Below are 14784 nucleotides of genomic sequence, written 5' to 3'. Positions count from 1 at the left end.
GTTGGATGGGGTAAGGGGTGGATGGGTGAGGGGTACGGATTGGAAGGTTAGGATCTACGCATTACTCCCCACCCGATTACGCCAAATTCTGACTAGGGTGCCACGCGATCGTGACTTTCTCTAACCAGCGAACGGCGGAGTCGGCAAGTTTGCCGAGGAGGGCGTAGAGCAAGATAGCGACGACGACAACGTCGGTTTGCATAAATTCACGGGCGTTCATAGCCATGTAGCCAATGCCGGAACTGGCGGCGATGGTTTCAGCCACAATTAGCGTTAGCCACATGTTGCCGAGGGCATAGCGCAGGCCGACTAAAATGCTGGGCAGAGCGCCGGGCAGAATGATTTGGGAGAAGAGTTGGCGACGGCTGAGGCCGTAGACACGGCCCATTTCTATTAATCCTGGGTCGATCGCACGGATGCCGTAAAAGGTGTTGACGTAGATAGGGAAAAGAACGCCTAGGGCGACCAAGAAAATCCGCGCCTCATCGCCAATGCCAAACCACAAAATGACCAGGGGAATCATGGCCAGGTGGGGGATATTGCGAATCATTTGAATCGAGCTATCAGAAAGCAGCTCGGCGGGGCGAGAGACGCCGTTCAAGACACCAAAAAATAGCCCGATACTCCCACCAATTAAAAATCCGACAACGGCACGCCAGGTGCTAATTCCGACATGCTTAAAGATTTCGCCGCTTAGAGTCAGACGAATGGCAGCTTGCACGACATCCGTAGGGGCTGGGAGAATGCGGCTGTTGATAATGCCAACCTGGGCCAGCAGTTGCCACAGCACAATCAAGGCGGCGGGCACGACCCAGGGAATGATGTTATCCCAGGGGAAGGCGGGGAGGCGGGAGGTGGAACGGCGTAGGGTCGTGGTCATGGGGGTAGATGCGGTTAGACAACAGCAGGGACTTGAATGGGCACGCTTCGCAAAAGCTCAGTGATGGCGCTATGAAAGCGGCCTTGCAGCTCGGGATCATTAAACTCAATGCCGCCAGTTTCTAGCCGCTGAAATTGGGTATCGACTAGGTACACACCCTGGAGAATGTGGGTGGCTCCGAGAACACCGAGGACGGGGTTGAGGGCGTAGTCGATCGCCAGCAGATGCGCCAAAGTCCCCCCCGTGGCAATGGGCAGAATGGGCTTGCCCACCAACGCTTTTTGGGGCAGCAGGTCGAGAAAGGCTTTGAGAATGCCGGTATAGGCGGCTTTGTACACCGGGGTAGAAATAATTACGGCATCGGCGGCGGTGACTTGGGCGGTGGCGGCACTGATCGTCGCGCTGTCAAATTTGGCATGGAGCAAATCTTCCGCTGGCAGATCGCGCACTAGCAAAATCTCTAGCTCAGCGCCCTGAGCTTTTAGGATTTTCTGCGCTTCCTCTAGCACCGCGTAGGAGCGGGAGGGATGGGAGGGACTGCCTGCGATCGCAATAATCTTTGTCATGACTAAACCTCAACAAATTTTGGACTTTCCTCTGACCTCGAAGGTGAGGGCAGACACCTGGGTCTGTCCCTGCGTATCTATCCCCTACCTGCATACCCATCTACCCCCTACTCCCTACTCCCTACCCCTCCCAGTTCCACCAAATCCGGCACCGCAGGCGACAGATCCAACTCCCCAATCAACTGCTCTTTTAGTCGCTGAAACTCTAGACTGCTGCGCCGCCGGGGTCGGGGCAAATCTATCCTTAGCTCACGGTGGATGCGGCCTGGGTGAGGGCGCAGGACGATGATGCGATCGCTCAGTACCAGCGCCTCTTCGACATCGTGGGTGACCAGCAGTAGGGTAGGGTAGTCGCCTTCCCAAATCTCCAGCAAGTGATCTTGCAGCTGGGTGCGGGTAAAGGCGTCGAGGGCGCTGAAGGGTTCATCGAGCAACAGAATATCGGGCTGGGTGACCAGGGCACGGGCGATCGCCACCCGCTGCGCCATCCCCCCCGACAACTGCCGGGGCAGCGCCTCAGCAAAGTTCGACAGATGCACCTTGCGCAGCACCGCGTCGGTGCGGTGCTGCTGTTCGGCACGGGGCAAATGGTGCAGGCCAAACCGAATGTTTTCCGCCACCGGCAGCCAGGGCATCAGCCGCGCCTCTTGAAAAATGAACCCGACCTTAGGATGCGGCCCGGTAATCACCTCGCCATCGATTAGTGCCGCACCCAGCGTCGGAAAATCTAAGCCCGCGACAATTCGCAGCAGCGTGCTTTTACCACAGCCGCTAGTACCCACCAGGCTGACGACCTCGCCAGGATTGATTTGTAGATCAATTCCTTCTAGGGCTAGAAAGCCGTTGTCAAATTGTTTGTGGACGTTCTCGATATAAAGCATGGGGAGTGGGGGGTGGGGGGGTAGGGAGTGGGGGGCTAAAGAAAGTTTTGAATTTTGAGTGCTTAGTTTTGAGTTGCTGAGTCAAGGCAATCATTCAAAATTCAAGACTCAAAACCTCTATCCACCCCCATAGGAATCTTGCCAATGCAACAACCGCTTATTAATTGCCGCTAAGCCCGAATCTGTCAGCTTTCCTAATAGCGCAAATAGCACAATACTGGCGATAATGATGGCGGGTCGCCCGGTGGTTTGACCATCAATTAGCAAATAGCCCAGTCCCTGGCTAGCCCCCATGAGTTCTGCTGCCACCACAAACATCCAGCCTAGGCCCAGTCCATTGCGGAGACCGACTAGGTAAGCCGGTAGCGTAGCCGGAAAGAACACCCGGCGCACAAGCTGGAGCTGGCTCAAGCGGTAGATTTGGCCCACCTCTACCAACTTGCGATCGACCCCTTGCACACCGCTCATCAGATTTAGATAAACGGGAAAGAACACCCCCACCGCAATCAGCGCAATCTTTGAGCTTTCGTAGATGCCTAGCCAGAGAATAAACAGCGGCACCCATGCGATCGAGGGGATGTTCCGCAGGGCTTGCAGCAATGGGTCAAGGTAGGCATGAGCTACGCGAGAGTAGCCTGTCAACGCCCCCAGTACTGTTGCCACCAGGGTGCCAATGCCAAACCCCAAAATGACTCGGTAAAGAGTAATACCCACATGGCGAAACAACGCACCACTGCGGGCCAGATCAAGAATGGTCTGCAACACCGTCGTCGGGGAAGGCAGCAGGTTAGGGGCCACTATCCCCAGTCGAGAGACCAGTTCCCACAGCAGCACTAGCGCAATGGGCAGCAGCCACCCCTGTAGGGGGCGGGGAATGGCAAACTTTTGGCGAGTAGGGCGACGGGTGAGGGTGAGAGAGAACATGGGGAGTGGGGGGGTGCTGGGGTAGGGGGGTGGGGAGTAAAGTTTTAAGTTTTGAGTTTTTGATTTAGGAGTGAATTCAAAACTTAAAACTCAAAATTCAAAACTTCTTGCCTTACCCACTTCCCACAGAGTGAATCGCTGACACCAACTGCTGCCGCAAGCGAATGAACTCAGGCATGGTGCGCAGTTCAGTAATGCTCAGGGTGTCGAGCACGTCGCGGAAGGGGTTGGGAATTTGTTCTGCAATGCGACCGGGGTGGGCGTGCATAACGACGATGCGGGTAGAGAGAATCAGGGCTTCTTCTACGTCGTGGGTGATGAAGAAGATAGTCTTCTGGGTCTGCTGCCAGATTTTGCGCAGGTGCAATTGCATCGATTCGCGGGTGAGAGCATCGAGGGCACCAAAGGGTTCATCCATCAGTACGACGCGGGGATTGGCGGCCAGGGTACGGGCGATCGCGGCCCGCTGCTGCATCCCCCCAGAGAGCTGGTGGGGCAGGCGCTGGCGGGCGTCGGTGAGGCCCACCAGATCTAGGTAGTGGGAGACCTGCTGCTTGCGGATAAGGTCGGATTCGCCCTGCATTTTGGGGCCAAAGCCCACATTGTCGGCAATGGAAAGCCAGGGCAGCAGATTGGGCCGCTGAAACACCACGCCGACCTCGGCGTTAGGGGCGTTGTGAAACTTGCCGTCGACGTAAACCACCCCAGAGGTGGGAGCTTGGTAGCCCGCCAATACCCGTAGCAGCGTGGTTTTGCCGCAGCCCGAAGCCCCCAGCACACAGACAAAATCTCCGGCGGTAAGGTCGAGGTTGATGCCTCGCAGCGCCTCCACACTCTGGGCACCCTGGCCAAAGCGCAGGTCAATGTCCCGCAGTGCCACTACCACACTCTGAGAGGCGGGTGGGCGGTGGGCGGTGACTGGCTTGGCGGTGCGGCTAGAAAACGACATGGTTATATGCCTGGGGAGGGGTGAGCGTTGAGTTCTCAGCTTTGAGCTGGTTCTTGAATTCAAAACTTAAACTTCAAAACTTTAATTGGTTTCTTCCTCACGTTTTGAGCGTGTCGTTGCGCAGATGCTGCTGAAAGGTGGCCAGGTCAGCAGCCTTATCGATCGCTTTCTGCCCCACCAAAAAGTCGGCAGAATCCTTGAGCACCTGGGCGAATGCACCGGGTTTCTCAGGCGTACCGAGGAACTTAGCGTCGGCCTGCTCAGCGGAGGTGAGCCAGATTATGCCCTTAGAACTAGCCAGCGACTCTTCCGGCGTGAGGCCCAGTTCTTTGGCCAGGGCTTCTGCCGCCTCTTCAGGTCTGGCGCGATAAAACTCCACTGCTTCATCTAGCACAGCAATGTACTGACGGAGAGCGTCGGTGTGGTTGCTGGCAAAGCCTTTGCTCACCAGGCCCACATCGGCGGTGAGCACGCCGCGCTCGGCCAGGTCGGCAGAGGTGATGATCACCGTGCCACCGTCCCCCACCAATCGGGTCAGGTGCGGCTCCCAGATGTAAGCGGCATCAATATCGCCCCGCTGCCAGGCCGCCACCAGATCCTGAGGCTGCAAATCGAGCAGGGTGAGACTCTTGGGGTCAACGCCGTCTTGCTGAAGCAGGGCCAGCAGGCTGAAGTGGGTGGTCGAGCCAAAGGGTACCGCCACCTTTTTGTTGGCCAAATCCTTCGTGGTGGCAATGCCGTTGCGCACGACCAGCGCCTCAGCAGCGCCAATTACGTCGTGGATGAAAAATACCTCGTAGGGCAACCCCTGGGAAATGCCCACCGCCACGGGCACCGACCCCGCCAGCCCAAAGTCGAGGCCGTTGGCGGCAAAGGCCGTGTTGACATCACGCCCCGAGTCAAAGCTGGAGTACTGCACTGTGCTGTTGGGGAAGGCTTTTTCGGTTAAGCCCAGCGCCTTGGCCAACAGCTCAGCATTGGGAATTACCTGGTAGCCGATGCGGATAGTACTGGGTGCAGCGCTGCCAGAGTTGCCCCCAGCACTGGCCGTACCCGCCGCATTATTCGATGGAGCAGTGGTGGTAGTGCCCGCGCAACTCGCCGCGATCAATGGCAGGCTGGTACCGGCCAATCCATATAGAAAATGACGTCGTTTCAGAGGCATAGCCTGTGTCCTTGTTGAGTGAATGAGTAGGGGGTTGGGGAGAAAGAAATCTTGAGTGCTTAATTTTGAGCTTTGAGTTTCAGATCTAAATTCAAAATTCAAAACTTAAAATTCAAAACTCATCTCACTCCCTCCCCACCCAAGTCAGGTGCGATCGCATCACCCACCGCAGCAGCCAGTCCAGCGCCACGGCAATGCCGCCCATGATGAAAATGCCGACAAAAATCACGTCGCTGCGGAGGAACTTGCTGGCGTCGAGCACCATCCAGCCAATGCCGGAAACGGCGGCGACCATTTCGGCGGCGACCAGGGTGGTGTAGGCAAAGCCAATGGCGGTACGCAGCCCGGTAAATAAATCCGGCAGCACCGAGGGGAAGATGACGTAGCGAAAGATTTGCCAGCGGTTGGCCCCCAACGATTGAGAGCCAAGGATGCGATCGCGTGGCACCCGCTGCACCCCCGCCACCGCCGCCAAAAACAGCGGCGCAAAGGCCGCCAAAAACAGCAGCGCAATCTTGGACGCATTCTCAATACCCAGCCAGATCACCAACAGCGTGTAGTAGGCCAGGGGTGGCAGCGGGCGGTAAAACTCGATCAGCGGCTCAACCACCGCCCGCAGTTTGTCGAAAGCTCCGCAGGCCATACCCAGGGGAACGGCGATCATCACTGCCAAAACCAGCGCCACTCCCAGCCGGTACAGGCTCTCCCAAATATGAAAGAGCAGCGGCACACCCTTGTAGCCATTCACCACAATGTCTACAAAGGCTTTGAACACCGCCTCCGGGGTCGGCAAAAACAATGAACTCACCCAACCCGCATGGCTAGCCACCCACCACAGCCCCAGCACCGTCGCCACAGACGCCAGAGAAATCCAGCCGTCGCCAGAAAACCAGCGCCGCCAAAGGGAAGGAACTGTAGAGATGGGGGTTTGGGAAGCGGGGGCGATCATGGGGGTGAGGGGTGGGGGGTGAGGCGTAAGGCATGAGGGGTGAGGGGTGGGTAGGGAGTTTTGAGTGCTTAGTTTTGAGTTTTGAATGATCGCTGCACAACAGAAATTCAAAATTCAAAACTTAAAATTCAAAACTTTCCTCCTACCTCACCGCTACCTTCTCAATAAACTGCGGATCGACCAGCGAATTCACCACGGCATTCACATCGGTGTCGGCAGGCACGACGCCGCTCTTCTTCAGCACGTCTCCGGCGGCGATGATGGTGTCTTTGTGAACGGTGCCGATTACGCTGTTCGACAGGTCGGTGCGCTCAAGCTGTTTGGCGGCGACGTTCTTTTCTAGGCCAGCGGCGTTGGCGAGAATGGTTTCCAGTTCTGCCGGGTTTTCGATCGACCACTGGCGGGCTTTTTCGTAGGCGGCGAGCACCCGCTCAACGTAGGCGGGGTGCGTATTGGCAAACTCTTCGCGCACGTTGAGAACGCCGTAGGTGTTGAGGTCGGGGTTGCGGAAGAAAAGCTGCGAGCCATTCTCTAGCTCGGTTTTGGCCATGTGGGGGTCGAGGCCAGCCCAGGCATCGACATCGCCCCGTTCCAGGGCGGTGCGGCCATCGGCGTGCTGAAGCTGCACCACCTCCAGATCGCGTTCTGACAGACCTACCTGGTCAAGGGCGCGCAGCAAAAAGATATAGGGGTCGGTGCCCTTGGTGGCGGCGACCTTTTTGCCCTTCAGGTCTTCGACCTTGGCAATGCCGGTGTCGGGGCGGGTGACCAGGGCCGTCCACTCGGGCTTGGAGTAGACATAGACCGATTTGATCGGGTTGCCGTTGGCTTTGCCCAGCAGGGCGGCGGCCCCGGCGGTAGAGCCAAAGTCGATGCTGCGGCTGTTGAGCAGTTCGAGGGCTTTGTTGCTGCCCTGGCTCTGCACCCATTCGACCTTGACGTTGTCGGTGGCCAGGTCTTCTTCGAGCCAGCCCTTGTCTTTTAGCACCAGGCTGACGGGGTTGTAGTAGGCAAAGTCTACGCGCACCACGCTGGGCGGGGGGGCAGTGCTGGCGGTGCCGCCTGGGTTAGAGGGCTGGGCGCAGCTGTGCAGAACGACGACAGAAAAGGTAGCCAAGAGGGCAAACAAACCCCGTTGCCAGAAGCGCCTGCGGCCTAGATTAAAGGGGGCAATTTGTGCCAGGGAGGGGAGTCGAAGGTTGAAGAAACGGTGCATGGCTTGAGCAATTTTGGGTAGGGGAAGGGCTAGATTCGGCGGTGAGGAGCTTGGGTTAGCGGGTAGGCATTGCCCACCCTACGGGGGTACGGAACCTGATTCGAGGAGAAAATGCCGGGGCTGAAAAACAGGCTGACCTCCCGGCAAGGGTTTAGCGGCAAGGTTTAGCGAAAGAGCTGGTCGTATTCGGGGCCAACTTTCCAGCCAAAGGCTTTGGTGAGTCGGTTGGCCTGGGCGAACTGGGTGGCAACTTCCGCTGCGGTCAAAATGGCCTTATCAGAGAGGCCGGCAGCCCGCAGGGGGGCCAGATCCTCAGGGGTCAGGTCGTGCTTGAGCTGGCTGATCTGCACGGCAAAATCAGCCAGAGCCTTTTCCCGAGGGGTTAGTTCTAGGGCATTGCGATCGCTCACCAGGGCATCGGCAAAGGCGGCATCGCCAGTCACCTTGCGTAGAGCTGCTTTGTGGGTGACCACGCAGGAGTTGCAATGGTTGGTGTCAGAGGCCACGATCGCCACAATTTCCCGCTCTTTAATCGAGAGATCGCCCTCGCCGTACATCACCTCGTTGTAGTAGGCGAACCACAGCCGCAGGTGGTGCGGGAGGAGCGAAAAGCCCGCAAAGTAGGGATGCACCTGACCTAGCTGCTGCCGCTGGGCCGCAAAGAGGGCTTGAATATCCTCTGGCAGGGTGGCTTCGTCGGGGATGGGCAGCCAGGAGGGTGAGGGGTGGGGGGTGGGGGGTGTCAGGGTTTGGGTCATGGGTTTTGTTCTCGGGTTGGCAAGGGGGCAAATTCTGGGAAGCGGGGCTGCAACCCCAATGGGCCAGGGTGCTTAGTCGAGGGTGGTCAAGGTGGGGCAAAGACTACTGAAATTAGAGCCGTGGATGACTTGATGCCAGAATGTTGCGTTGTTGCTGAGAAACGCTTTGGAGACCGTCACCTCCAGGAGAATGAGAGCCAAGAGGCAGAGCAGCCCCAGCAGGGTGGGCAGGGTAACAATGAAAAGGTTGCGGGCATTGTTGTCGGCTCGGGGTGGAGCCTTGAGCAGGGTAGAACTTGTCATGGCGAGGTCTTTGGGTAGAGAGATTGAGAGAACGAGGTGGTGCCATCGGAGGCCTCAACACGTTTGAACGTTTGAACGTTTAGAACGTTATGAGTACTGGGTCGGGGTGGGGTAAATGCCGTTGAGGAACCAGTTGCCGACATCGCGCAGTTTGTAGTCGGCGGGGTCGTGGAGGGTGAAGGTGCGCAGGTCGCGCCAGTAGCGATCGAACCCGTAGGCGGTGGCGGTGGCGCGGCTGCCGGTGACCTCAAAAATGCGGTTGGCAATGTCGAGGCCCACGCGGGTCGTGAAGGCTTTGATGGCTGAGACCTGCACGGCTACTTCGCCCCGCTCCTCGTGGGTGAGGGCGTCGCCCTTTTCCCAGGCGGCCTGCACTTGCTCAGCGACCTTGGCCGCCAGCTGGCTGGCGGCCTGTAGCTCCGTCCACAGTTCGCCGTAGTGGCGCAGAATGTAGGGCTCGGTAGTGATGCCGCTGACGCCGGAGTCAAACCAGGGGCGGGTTTTCTCTTGGGTATACTGGCGGGCGGCTTCCAGGGCTCCCTCGGCAATGCCCAGGTAGGTGTAGACCTTGGCCACCTGAGCCACCGGGCCGGGTAGGGTGGCAAAGGCTCCGTCGGGGTCAGCCGGGGGGCCGTAGATGTCGTCGGCCTCAACCCAGACATTGTCAAAGCTGAGGCTGTTGCTGGCGGTGCGGCGCTGGCCCACGTTGTCCCAGTCGTCGTGGATGGTGACGCCGGGGCGATCGCTCGGAATCGCCAAAAACAAGGGCAGATCCACGCCCGCCTGCACCGCCGAAAACACCCAGCGATCGGCGGCGGGAATGCCCGTGCCAAAGCCCTTCTGGCCATTCAGCCGAAAGCCATGGCCATCGGGGCTGAGCTGGAGGCGATCATCGCGGGTGTTGATGGCATTGCCCCAAAACCACTGGTGCTGGGCGGTGCCGCGATAGTCGCGCTCCTTTTGCGCGGCGGTACCGATCGCATGGGCCAGCGTGACCAGCCCCACATGGTTGCCGTAGAGCTGCCCGATCGAGCCATCGGCCTTGGCGAGTTCTTTGATCACCCGGTACACCGTTACCAGGTCGGCCCCAGCCCCGCCATACTCGGCAGGAATCACCAGGGAGAGCAGGCCAGTATCGCGCAAACGAGAGACTTCGTAGGTGGGGGTGCCAGCGGCGCGATCGCGCTCCACAGCATTGGCAGCCAGCTCCTGGGACAGGGCAGCGGCGGTAGCGAGAATGGTGGATTTGTCGAGACGTTCGAGGACAGGCATAGGGGTAGGGGGTAAGGGGTAGGGGGTGAGGGGGTGAGCGGTAAGGGTGGATGGGTAGGAGATACGGGTTGGAAGAGTAGGGTTTGCTCCCCACTCCCCACTCCCTACTCCCCACCCCCCACTCCCCACCTAACTCGCCGGAGCAGGCACCTTCTCGTTGGCAATAATTTCGCCAATTGGGCTGACGTAGCGGCTGGGGGCCACCGTGGGCAGGTTCTCCAGGGGCAGTTTGGGGAAGACCAGTTCGGCGAAGCGGTAGGCTTCTTCGAGATGCGGGTAGCCGGAGAAGATAAAGGTGTCGATGCCCAGGTCGATATATTCCTGCATGCGCTGGGCGACGGTGTCGGGGTTGCCGACCAGAGCAGTACCGGCCCCGCCACGCACCAGGCCGACGCCAGCCCAGAGGTTAGGGCTAATTTCGAGGCTGTCGCGGCGGCCACTGTGGAGGGCGACCATGCGGCGCTGGCCCTCGGAGTCGGCATTGGCTAAAGCTTTCTGGGCGGCGGCAATGGTGTTGTCATCCAGGTAGCGAATCAGGTCGTTGGCGGCATCCCAGGCCTGGGCATTGGTTTCACGCACGATGACGTGGAGGCGAATGCCGAAGCGCAGGGTGCGACCGTGGGCTTCGGCCAGCTGGCGCACTTCGGCAATTTTTTCGGCCACCTGAGCCGGGGGTTCGCCCCAGGTGAGATACAGGTCTACGTGCTTGGCCGCAATTTCTTTGGCGATCGCCGAGGAACCCCCGAAATACAGCGGCGGGTAGGGGGCTTGCACGGGGGGGAACAGCAGCTTTGCACCTTTCACCGTCAGGTGCTGGCCCTCAAAATCCACCACCTGCTGCTGCATAACGCCGCGCCAGACTTCGAGAAATTCGCCCGTGAGTTCGTAGCGTTCTTGCTTACTCAGGTGCAGGCCATCGCCAGCCAGTTCGTAGGGATCGCCGCCTGTGACCACATTCACCAGCAAGCGGCCACTGGAGATGCGATCGAAGGTGGCCGCCATACGAGCCGCCATGCCGGGGGAAGAAATGCCGGGGCGAATCGCCACCAGAAACTTCATCCGCTTGGTAACGGCAATTAGCGATGCGGCGGTAATCCAGGCGTCTTCGCAGGACTTGCCCGTGGGCAGCAGCGCCCCGGCGTAGCCCAGCTGGTCGATCGCGCCGGCCAGCTGTCGTAAATACTCAGCGGTAATGGCGCGACCGCCCACCGCCGTGCCCAGGTAGCGGCCATCGCCGTGGGTCGGTATAAACCAGTGAATGTCGAGACTCATAGCAAATGAAAGGTGAAGAGGTTTTTGAATAAGAGAGGTCTGCTGGTTGCAAGACGATTGTGGGGATCCCCCCCTGCCCCCCTTCAAACGGGGGGTTTAAAGAGAAAAGGCGCAGGAGATAGAGTCAGAAGCGCACTCTGCAGTTTCGAGAGAGTTGTATCGGCCCCCCGCGCCAAACTCGGTGAGGTCTAGCCGTTCCAGATCGCGGTAGACACATCAATTTCTTTGGGAATCAGCTGGAGTTTGTAAAAGGTGTCGGCAATGTCTTGCTGGTAAGCCACCACCTCGTCGGTGATGGGCTGAATGCCGTAGCCGCGCCGACTTTCCACCAGCTCTAGCACGTCGGTCGGAATGCCCAGCTCATTCGACAAAAATTTAGAGACTTCTACGGGGTTCTCTTTGGCAAAGGTGCTGATGGTTTCGGCCTCTTCTAAAACCGCCTTGAGCACGTCGGGCTGGCCGTCTGCAAAGGACTTAGTCGAGAGATAAAAACCGCGATTGCGGGCAATGCCTTTGCCATCGCGCAGAATTCTGGCCCCCAGCTGCTTTTCTGCCGCTCCCTGAAAGGGGTCCCAAATTACCCAGGCATCGACGCTCTTTTGCTCAAAAGCCGAGCGGGCATCGCCGGGAGGCAGGTAGGCGGTTTCCACGTCGCTGTACTGTAAGCCCGCTTCTTCCAGGGCTTTGACCAGCAGGTAGTGAACGTTGGAACCCTTGTTTAGGGCCACTTTTTTGCCCTTTAGCTCAGCCACGGTTTGAATCGGCGAATCTTCTTGAACCAAAATGGCTTCGGCGAGGGAGCCTACGTCTTCCCAGGCGACGTAAACTAGGGGGGCGTCGGCAGCCTGGGCAAAGATCGGCGGGGTTTCGCCAGTATAGGCAATGTCGATACTGCCGACGTTGAGCGCCTCCAGCATTTGGGGGCCAGCGGCAAACTCGTTAAAGGTAATGGGGAAGCCCTCGGCCTCGAAGCGTTTTTCTAGAAGTTTTTGGTTTTTCAGCAGGTTCAGCACCGTCGATGACTTTTGATAGCCCACTCGCAGTTGCTTGGTGGCAGTGGTGCCGGGAGTTGGGGCACTGGCTTGGGTCGTCCCGGTCTCGGCCTGGGGCGTAGATTCGCCGCTGCAAGCCCCCACTGCACCAGCTAGAGCCACACCGCCTAAGAACATGCCGCCCTGACGCAGAAATCTACGCCGGGAGGCCAGCCCTTTAAAGGCCGGGGCCTGGCTGTAGGCGTGGGGATAACGAGGAACAATCTGCAAAGACTTTTCAAACTCCGCCTTGTCAAAATTCATGGGTGCGCTCACTGTGTAATGGCAATGGATGGGGAAATGGATTCGAGGTAGCGTAGGTCTCTACAACTCACCTAGGCTGAGGCAGGCAAACGAATGTGACCTACGGTGCGGGGATTATCCGGGTGTCCAGATCACGTCTTGGACACGCACGGCTTTGGGAATCAGCTCTAGCTTGTAGAAGACATCGGCGATGAGCTGCTGCTCAGCGACCGCCTCGGGCGGCACAGAGTCAAAGCTGTAGCTACGCCGCCGGGTAACTACGTCCAGAATTTCCGGGTCTAGGCCGGTGATGGGGGCCAGCACTTCGACGACTTCGGCGGGATTATTGTCAGCCCATTGAGCCACCTCAGCGGTTTCTTCGAGCAGGGCCACCAACAGGGCCTCGTTGTCGGCGACAAACCCCTTCGACGCCAAGAAAAACTCTCGATTGGGGGCTAACCCCTCGTTGGTGGTGAGGGTTTTAGCATTGAGCTGCTTTTCTGCGGCGGCGTAGAAGGGATCCCAAATGGCCCAGGCATCGATGTTGTTTTGCTCAAAGGCGGCACGGGCATCGGCGGGCGACAAGTTAGCTGACTCCACATCGTCCAGGGTAAGCCCGGCATTCTCTAGGGCCTGCACGAAAAAGAAGTGGGCGCTAGACCCCCGCTGATAGCCCACGGTCTTGCCCTTGAGATCGGCGATCGCTTGCAGGGGCGAGTTGGCCGGGGCAATGATGGCGGAGCTTTTCGGGCGCAGCGCTCCGCTGCCCACGTAGACAAAGGGGGTATCTGCCGCCTGGGCAAAGATCGGCGGCGCATCGCCCGTACGGCCAATGTCGATGCTGCCCACGTTGAGGGCTTCGAGCAGGGGTGGCCCCGACTGAAACTCAATCCACTCGACACGGGTGCCAAAGGTTTTGAGCCGTTCTTCTAGCCCACCCCGCGCTTTGATCAAAATGAACGGATCGAACTTTTGGTGGCCAATTCGCAGGACGGTGGCCTTGGCCTGGGTAACGGCGGGCTGGGGCTCGACACTGGTAGTGGTGTCGCGGCTACAGGCGGTAGCCACGGTGCTGATCCCAAAGCCGCTAGCAAAGAGGTACGCCAGCGATTTCAGCGATTGTCGCCGGGTCAAGCTCCAGGATTTAGAAGGGTATGGTTTTGCGGCCATAGCTGCGCCTCTGCGAGGTTGTCACAAACACCGAAACCTCTATCGATTTACCGATGTTTGATGGCGCAGTATGGCACGCAGTCTATTTGAAATTCAAGTAAACCCAGTTACAAATGAAATCAAAGTTTAATTTATTTGCTGTTCGATTTTTTTTGGGCAATCGCACCCCAAAGCCTCAGCCAAGGAGGCCGGAATGCCGCCACAGTCACGTTATGCAAGACATTTCAAAACCCTACAATCGTTCGGATATCGAACGCTGATCTAGCTAGGCTCCCTCTAGACTGGCTACGGCGCTAACCGCATCTCTGGGTTCATCGCCAAGGAATGTCAGGTCAGCTCCAGCAGCGGCAACCCATCCTGAAACACCAACAGCTCACCGGGCTGGATGGGCGTCCAGGCTTCGTTGTCGGTGAGGGAGGTGGTGGCAATGACGGCAACGCGATCGCTCGGGGTGGTCAGCTCTTGAAAATCGACTGTGATGTCTTCGTCGATCAGGTGGGCGGCGGCGAAGGGGGCCTGGCGCACGATGTAGCAGAGCTTGGTGGAGCAGTGGGCAAAAAAGTGTTCGCCGTCTGAGAGCAAATAGTTAAAGATGCCGTGCTGGGCGATGTCGGCAGTGACTTCTCGCAGCACGGCGTGGAGGTCGGCGACAGGCGGTTTGCGATCGGGGAAGCGCTGGCGGATGGTGTTGAGAATGAGGCAAAAGGCCCGCTCGCTGTCGGTTTGGCCCACGGGGCGGTAGATGCCCTCGGGGTCGGTCTCTAGGGTGGGCACATCGCCGTTGTGGGCAAACACCCAGTAGCGGCCCCACAGTTCGCGCTTGAAGGGGTGGCAGTTTTCTAGCCCCACCGGCCCTACCGTAGCCTTGCGAATGTGGGCAATCACGTTCATGGATTTGATCGGGTACTGGCGTACCAAGGCCGCCACGGGGGAGGTGCTAGAGGGGCTGTCATCGAGAAAGACCCGGCAGCCTAGCCCTTCAAAAAACGCAATGCCCCACCCGTCTTTGTGGTCGTCGGTTTTGCCGCCCCGTGCGCAAAACCCCTCAAAGGAGAAGCAAATATCCGTCGGCACATTGCAGTTCATCCCCAGGAGTTGGCACATGGTGAGTGGTTGGGCTTTTGTTGCGATCGCACCCCAAAATTGTAATTGGCGATATCTACCTACTCAACCTCAATCCTTATAAAGCTTAATCTTGAACGGAA

Annotated in this window: 15 protein-coding genes; all 15 read right to left on the bottom strand. The window is 58.5% G+C overall.

Annotation, left to right across the window (positions count from 1 at the left end; translation table 11 throughout):
- Nucleotides 1-76: 76 nt before the first annotated feature.
- Nucleotides 77-880, bottom strand: a complete 804-nt coding sequence (gene ssuC, locus AC0QKW_RS03170; RefSeq protein WP_473149604.1) for an aliphatic sulfonate ABC transporter permease SsuC — start codon at nt 878-880, stop codon at nt 77-79.
- Nucleotides 881-894: 14 nt separating this feature from the next.
- A complete protein-coding gene (gene ssuE / locus AC0QKW_RS03165; RefSeq protein WP_473149603.1) occupies nt 895-1446 on the bottom strand; it encodes an NADPH-dependent FMN reductase in 552 nt (183 codons plus the stop codon).
- Nucleotides 1447-1553: 107 nt separating this feature from the next.
- The gene (locus AC0QKW_RS03160; protein WP_473149602.1) at nt 1554-2327 is read right to left on the bottom strand and encodes an ABC transporter ATP-binding protein; all 774 of its coding nucleotides are present in this window, start codon (nt 2325-2327) and stop codon (nt 1554-1556) included.
- 117 nt (nt 2328-2444) lie between these two features.
- A complete protein-coding gene (locus AC0QKW_RS03155; RefSeq protein ID WP_473149601.1) occupies nt 2445-3251 on the bottom strand; it encodes an ABC transporter permease in 807 nt (268 codons plus the stop codon).
- Between the two features lie 112 nt (nt 3252-3363).
- Entirely contained in the window at nt 3364-4200 is an 837-nt protein-coding gene (locus AC0QKW_RS03150; RefSeq protein ID WP_473149600.1) for an ABC transporter ATP-binding protein, read from the bottom strand.
- 97 nt (nt 4201-4297) lie between these two features.
- Complete coding sequence (locus tag AC0QKW_RS03145) at nt 4298-5365, bottom strand: taurine ABC transporter substrate-binding protein (RefSeq protein WP_473149599.1); 1068 nt, start codon at nt 5363-5365, stop codon at nt 4298-4300.
- Between the two features lie 124 nt (nt 5366-5489).
- Nucleotides 5490-6314: an ABC transporter permease gene (locus AC0QKW_RS03140; protein ID WP_473149598.1), complete on the bottom strand. Its 825-nt coding sequence runs from the start codon at nt 6312-6314 to the stop codon at nt 5490-5492.
- 142 nt (nt 6315-6456) lie between these two features.
- Complete coding sequence (locus AC0QKW_RS03135; RefSeq protein ID WP_473149597.1) at nt 6457-7431, bottom strand: aliphatic sulfonate ABC transporter substrate-binding protein; 975 nt, start codon at nt 7429-7431, stop codon at nt 6457-6459.
- Nucleotides 7432-7694: 263 nt separating this feature from the next.
- Nucleotides 7695-8288, bottom strand: a complete 594-nt coding sequence (locus AC0QKW_RS03130; protein ID WP_473149596.1) for a peroxidase-related enzyme — start codon at nt 8286-8288, stop codon at nt 7695-7697.
- 72 nt (nt 8289-8360) lie between these two features.
- A complete protein-coding gene (locus AC0QKW_RS03125) occupies nt 8361-8591 on the bottom strand; it encodes a hypothetical protein (RefSeq protein WP_473149595.1) in 231 nt (76 codons plus the stop codon).
- A gap of 87 nt (nt 8592-8678) precedes the next feature.
- On the bottom strand, nt 8679-9863 hold the full coding sequence (locus AC0QKW_RS03120) for an acyl-CoA dehydrogenase family protein (protein ID WP_473149594.1): 1185 nt from the start codon (nt 9861-9863) through the stop codon (nt 8679-8681).
- Between the two features lie 129 nt (nt 9864-9992).
- Nucleotides 9993-11135: an FMNH2-dependent alkanesulfonate monooxygenase gene (gene ssuD, locus AC0QKW_RS03115; protein ID WP_473149593.1), complete on the bottom strand. Its 1143-nt coding sequence runs from the start codon at nt 11133-11135 to the stop codon at nt 9993-9995.
- Between the two features lie 188 nt (nt 11136-11323).
- A complete protein-coding gene (locus AC0QKW_RS03110) occupies nt 11324-12430 on the bottom strand; it encodes a sulfonate ABC transporter substrate-binding protein (RefSeq protein ID WP_473149592.1) in 1107 nt (368 codons plus the stop codon).
- 114 nt (nt 12431-12544) lie between these two features.
- Nucleotides 12545-13579 (bottom strand): sulfonate ABC transporter substrate-binding protein, encoded by a 1035-nt coding sequence (locus AC0QKW_RS03105; RefSeq protein WP_473149591.1) that lies wholly within the window; start codon nt 13577-13579, stop codon nt 12545-12547.
- A gap of 327 nt (nt 13580-13906) precedes the next feature.
- Complete coding sequence (locus AC0QKW_RS03100; protein WP_473149590.1) at nt 13907-14683, bottom strand: class II glutamine amidotransferase; 777 nt, start codon at nt 14681-14683, stop codon at nt 13907-13909.
- Between the last annotated feature and the right edge of the window lie 101 nt (nt 14684-14784).

The sequence above is a fragment of the Pseudanabaena sp. PCC 9330 genome (assembly GCF_055795045.1).
This window is presented reverse-complemented; position numbering and strand designations above follow the sequence as displayed.

Coding starts and splice junctions, on each gene's coding strand:
- AC0QKW_RS03110 (WP_473149592.1), bottom strand. CDS start 12,430: ATGAATTTTGACAAGGCGGAGTTTGAAAAGTCTTTGCAGATTGTTCCT.
- AC0QKW_RS03100 (WP_473149590.1), bottom strand. CDS start 14,683: ATGTGCCAACTCCTGGGGATGAACTGCAATGTGCCGACGGATATTTGC.
- AC0QKW_RS03155 (WP_473149601.1), bottom strand. CDS start 3,251: ATGTTCTCTCTCACCCTCACCCGTCGCCCTACTCGCCAAAAGTTTGCC.
- ssuE (WP_473149603.1), bottom strand. CDS start 1,446: ATGACAAAGATTATTGCGATCGCAGGCAGTCCCTCCCATCCCTCCCGC.
- AC0QKW_RS03130 (WP_473149596.1), bottom strand. CDS start 8,288: ATGACCCAAACCCTGACACCCCCCACCCCCCACCCCTCACCCTCCTGG.
- AC0QKW_RS03150 (WP_473149600.1), bottom strand. CDS start 4,200: ATGTCGTTTTCTAGCCGCACCGCCAAGCCAGTCACCGCCCACCGCCCA.
- AC0QKW_RS03125 (WP_473149595.1), bottom strand. CDS start 8,591: ATGACAAGTTCTACCCTGCTCAAGGCTCCACCCCGAGCCGACAACAAT.
- AC0QKW_RS03145 (WP_473149599.1), bottom strand. CDS start 5,365: ATGCCTCTGAAACGACGTCATTTTCTATATGGATTGGCCGGTACCAGC.
- ssuC (WP_473149604.1), bottom strand. CDS start 880: ATGACCACGACCCTACGCCGTTCCACCTCCCGCCTCCCCGCCTTCCCC.
- ssuD (WP_473149593.1), bottom strand. CDS start 11,135: ATGAGTCTCGACATTCACTGGTTTATACCGACCCACGGCGATGGCCGC.
- AC0QKW_RS03105 (WP_473149591.1), bottom strand. CDS start 13,579: ATGGCCGCAAAACCATACCCTTCTAAATCCTGGAGCTTGACCCGGCGA.
- AC0QKW_RS03160 (WP_473149602.1), bottom strand. CDS start 2,327: ATGCTTTATATCGAGAACGTCCACAAACAATTTGACAACGGCTTTCTA.
- AC0QKW_RS03120 (WP_473149594.1), bottom strand. CDS start 9,863: ATGCCTGTCCTCGAACGTCTCGACAAATCCACCATTCTCGCTACCGCC.
- AC0QKW_RS03140 (WP_473149598.1), bottom strand. CDS start 6,314: ATGATCGCCCCCGCTTCCCAAACCCCCATCTCTACAGTTCCTTCCCTT.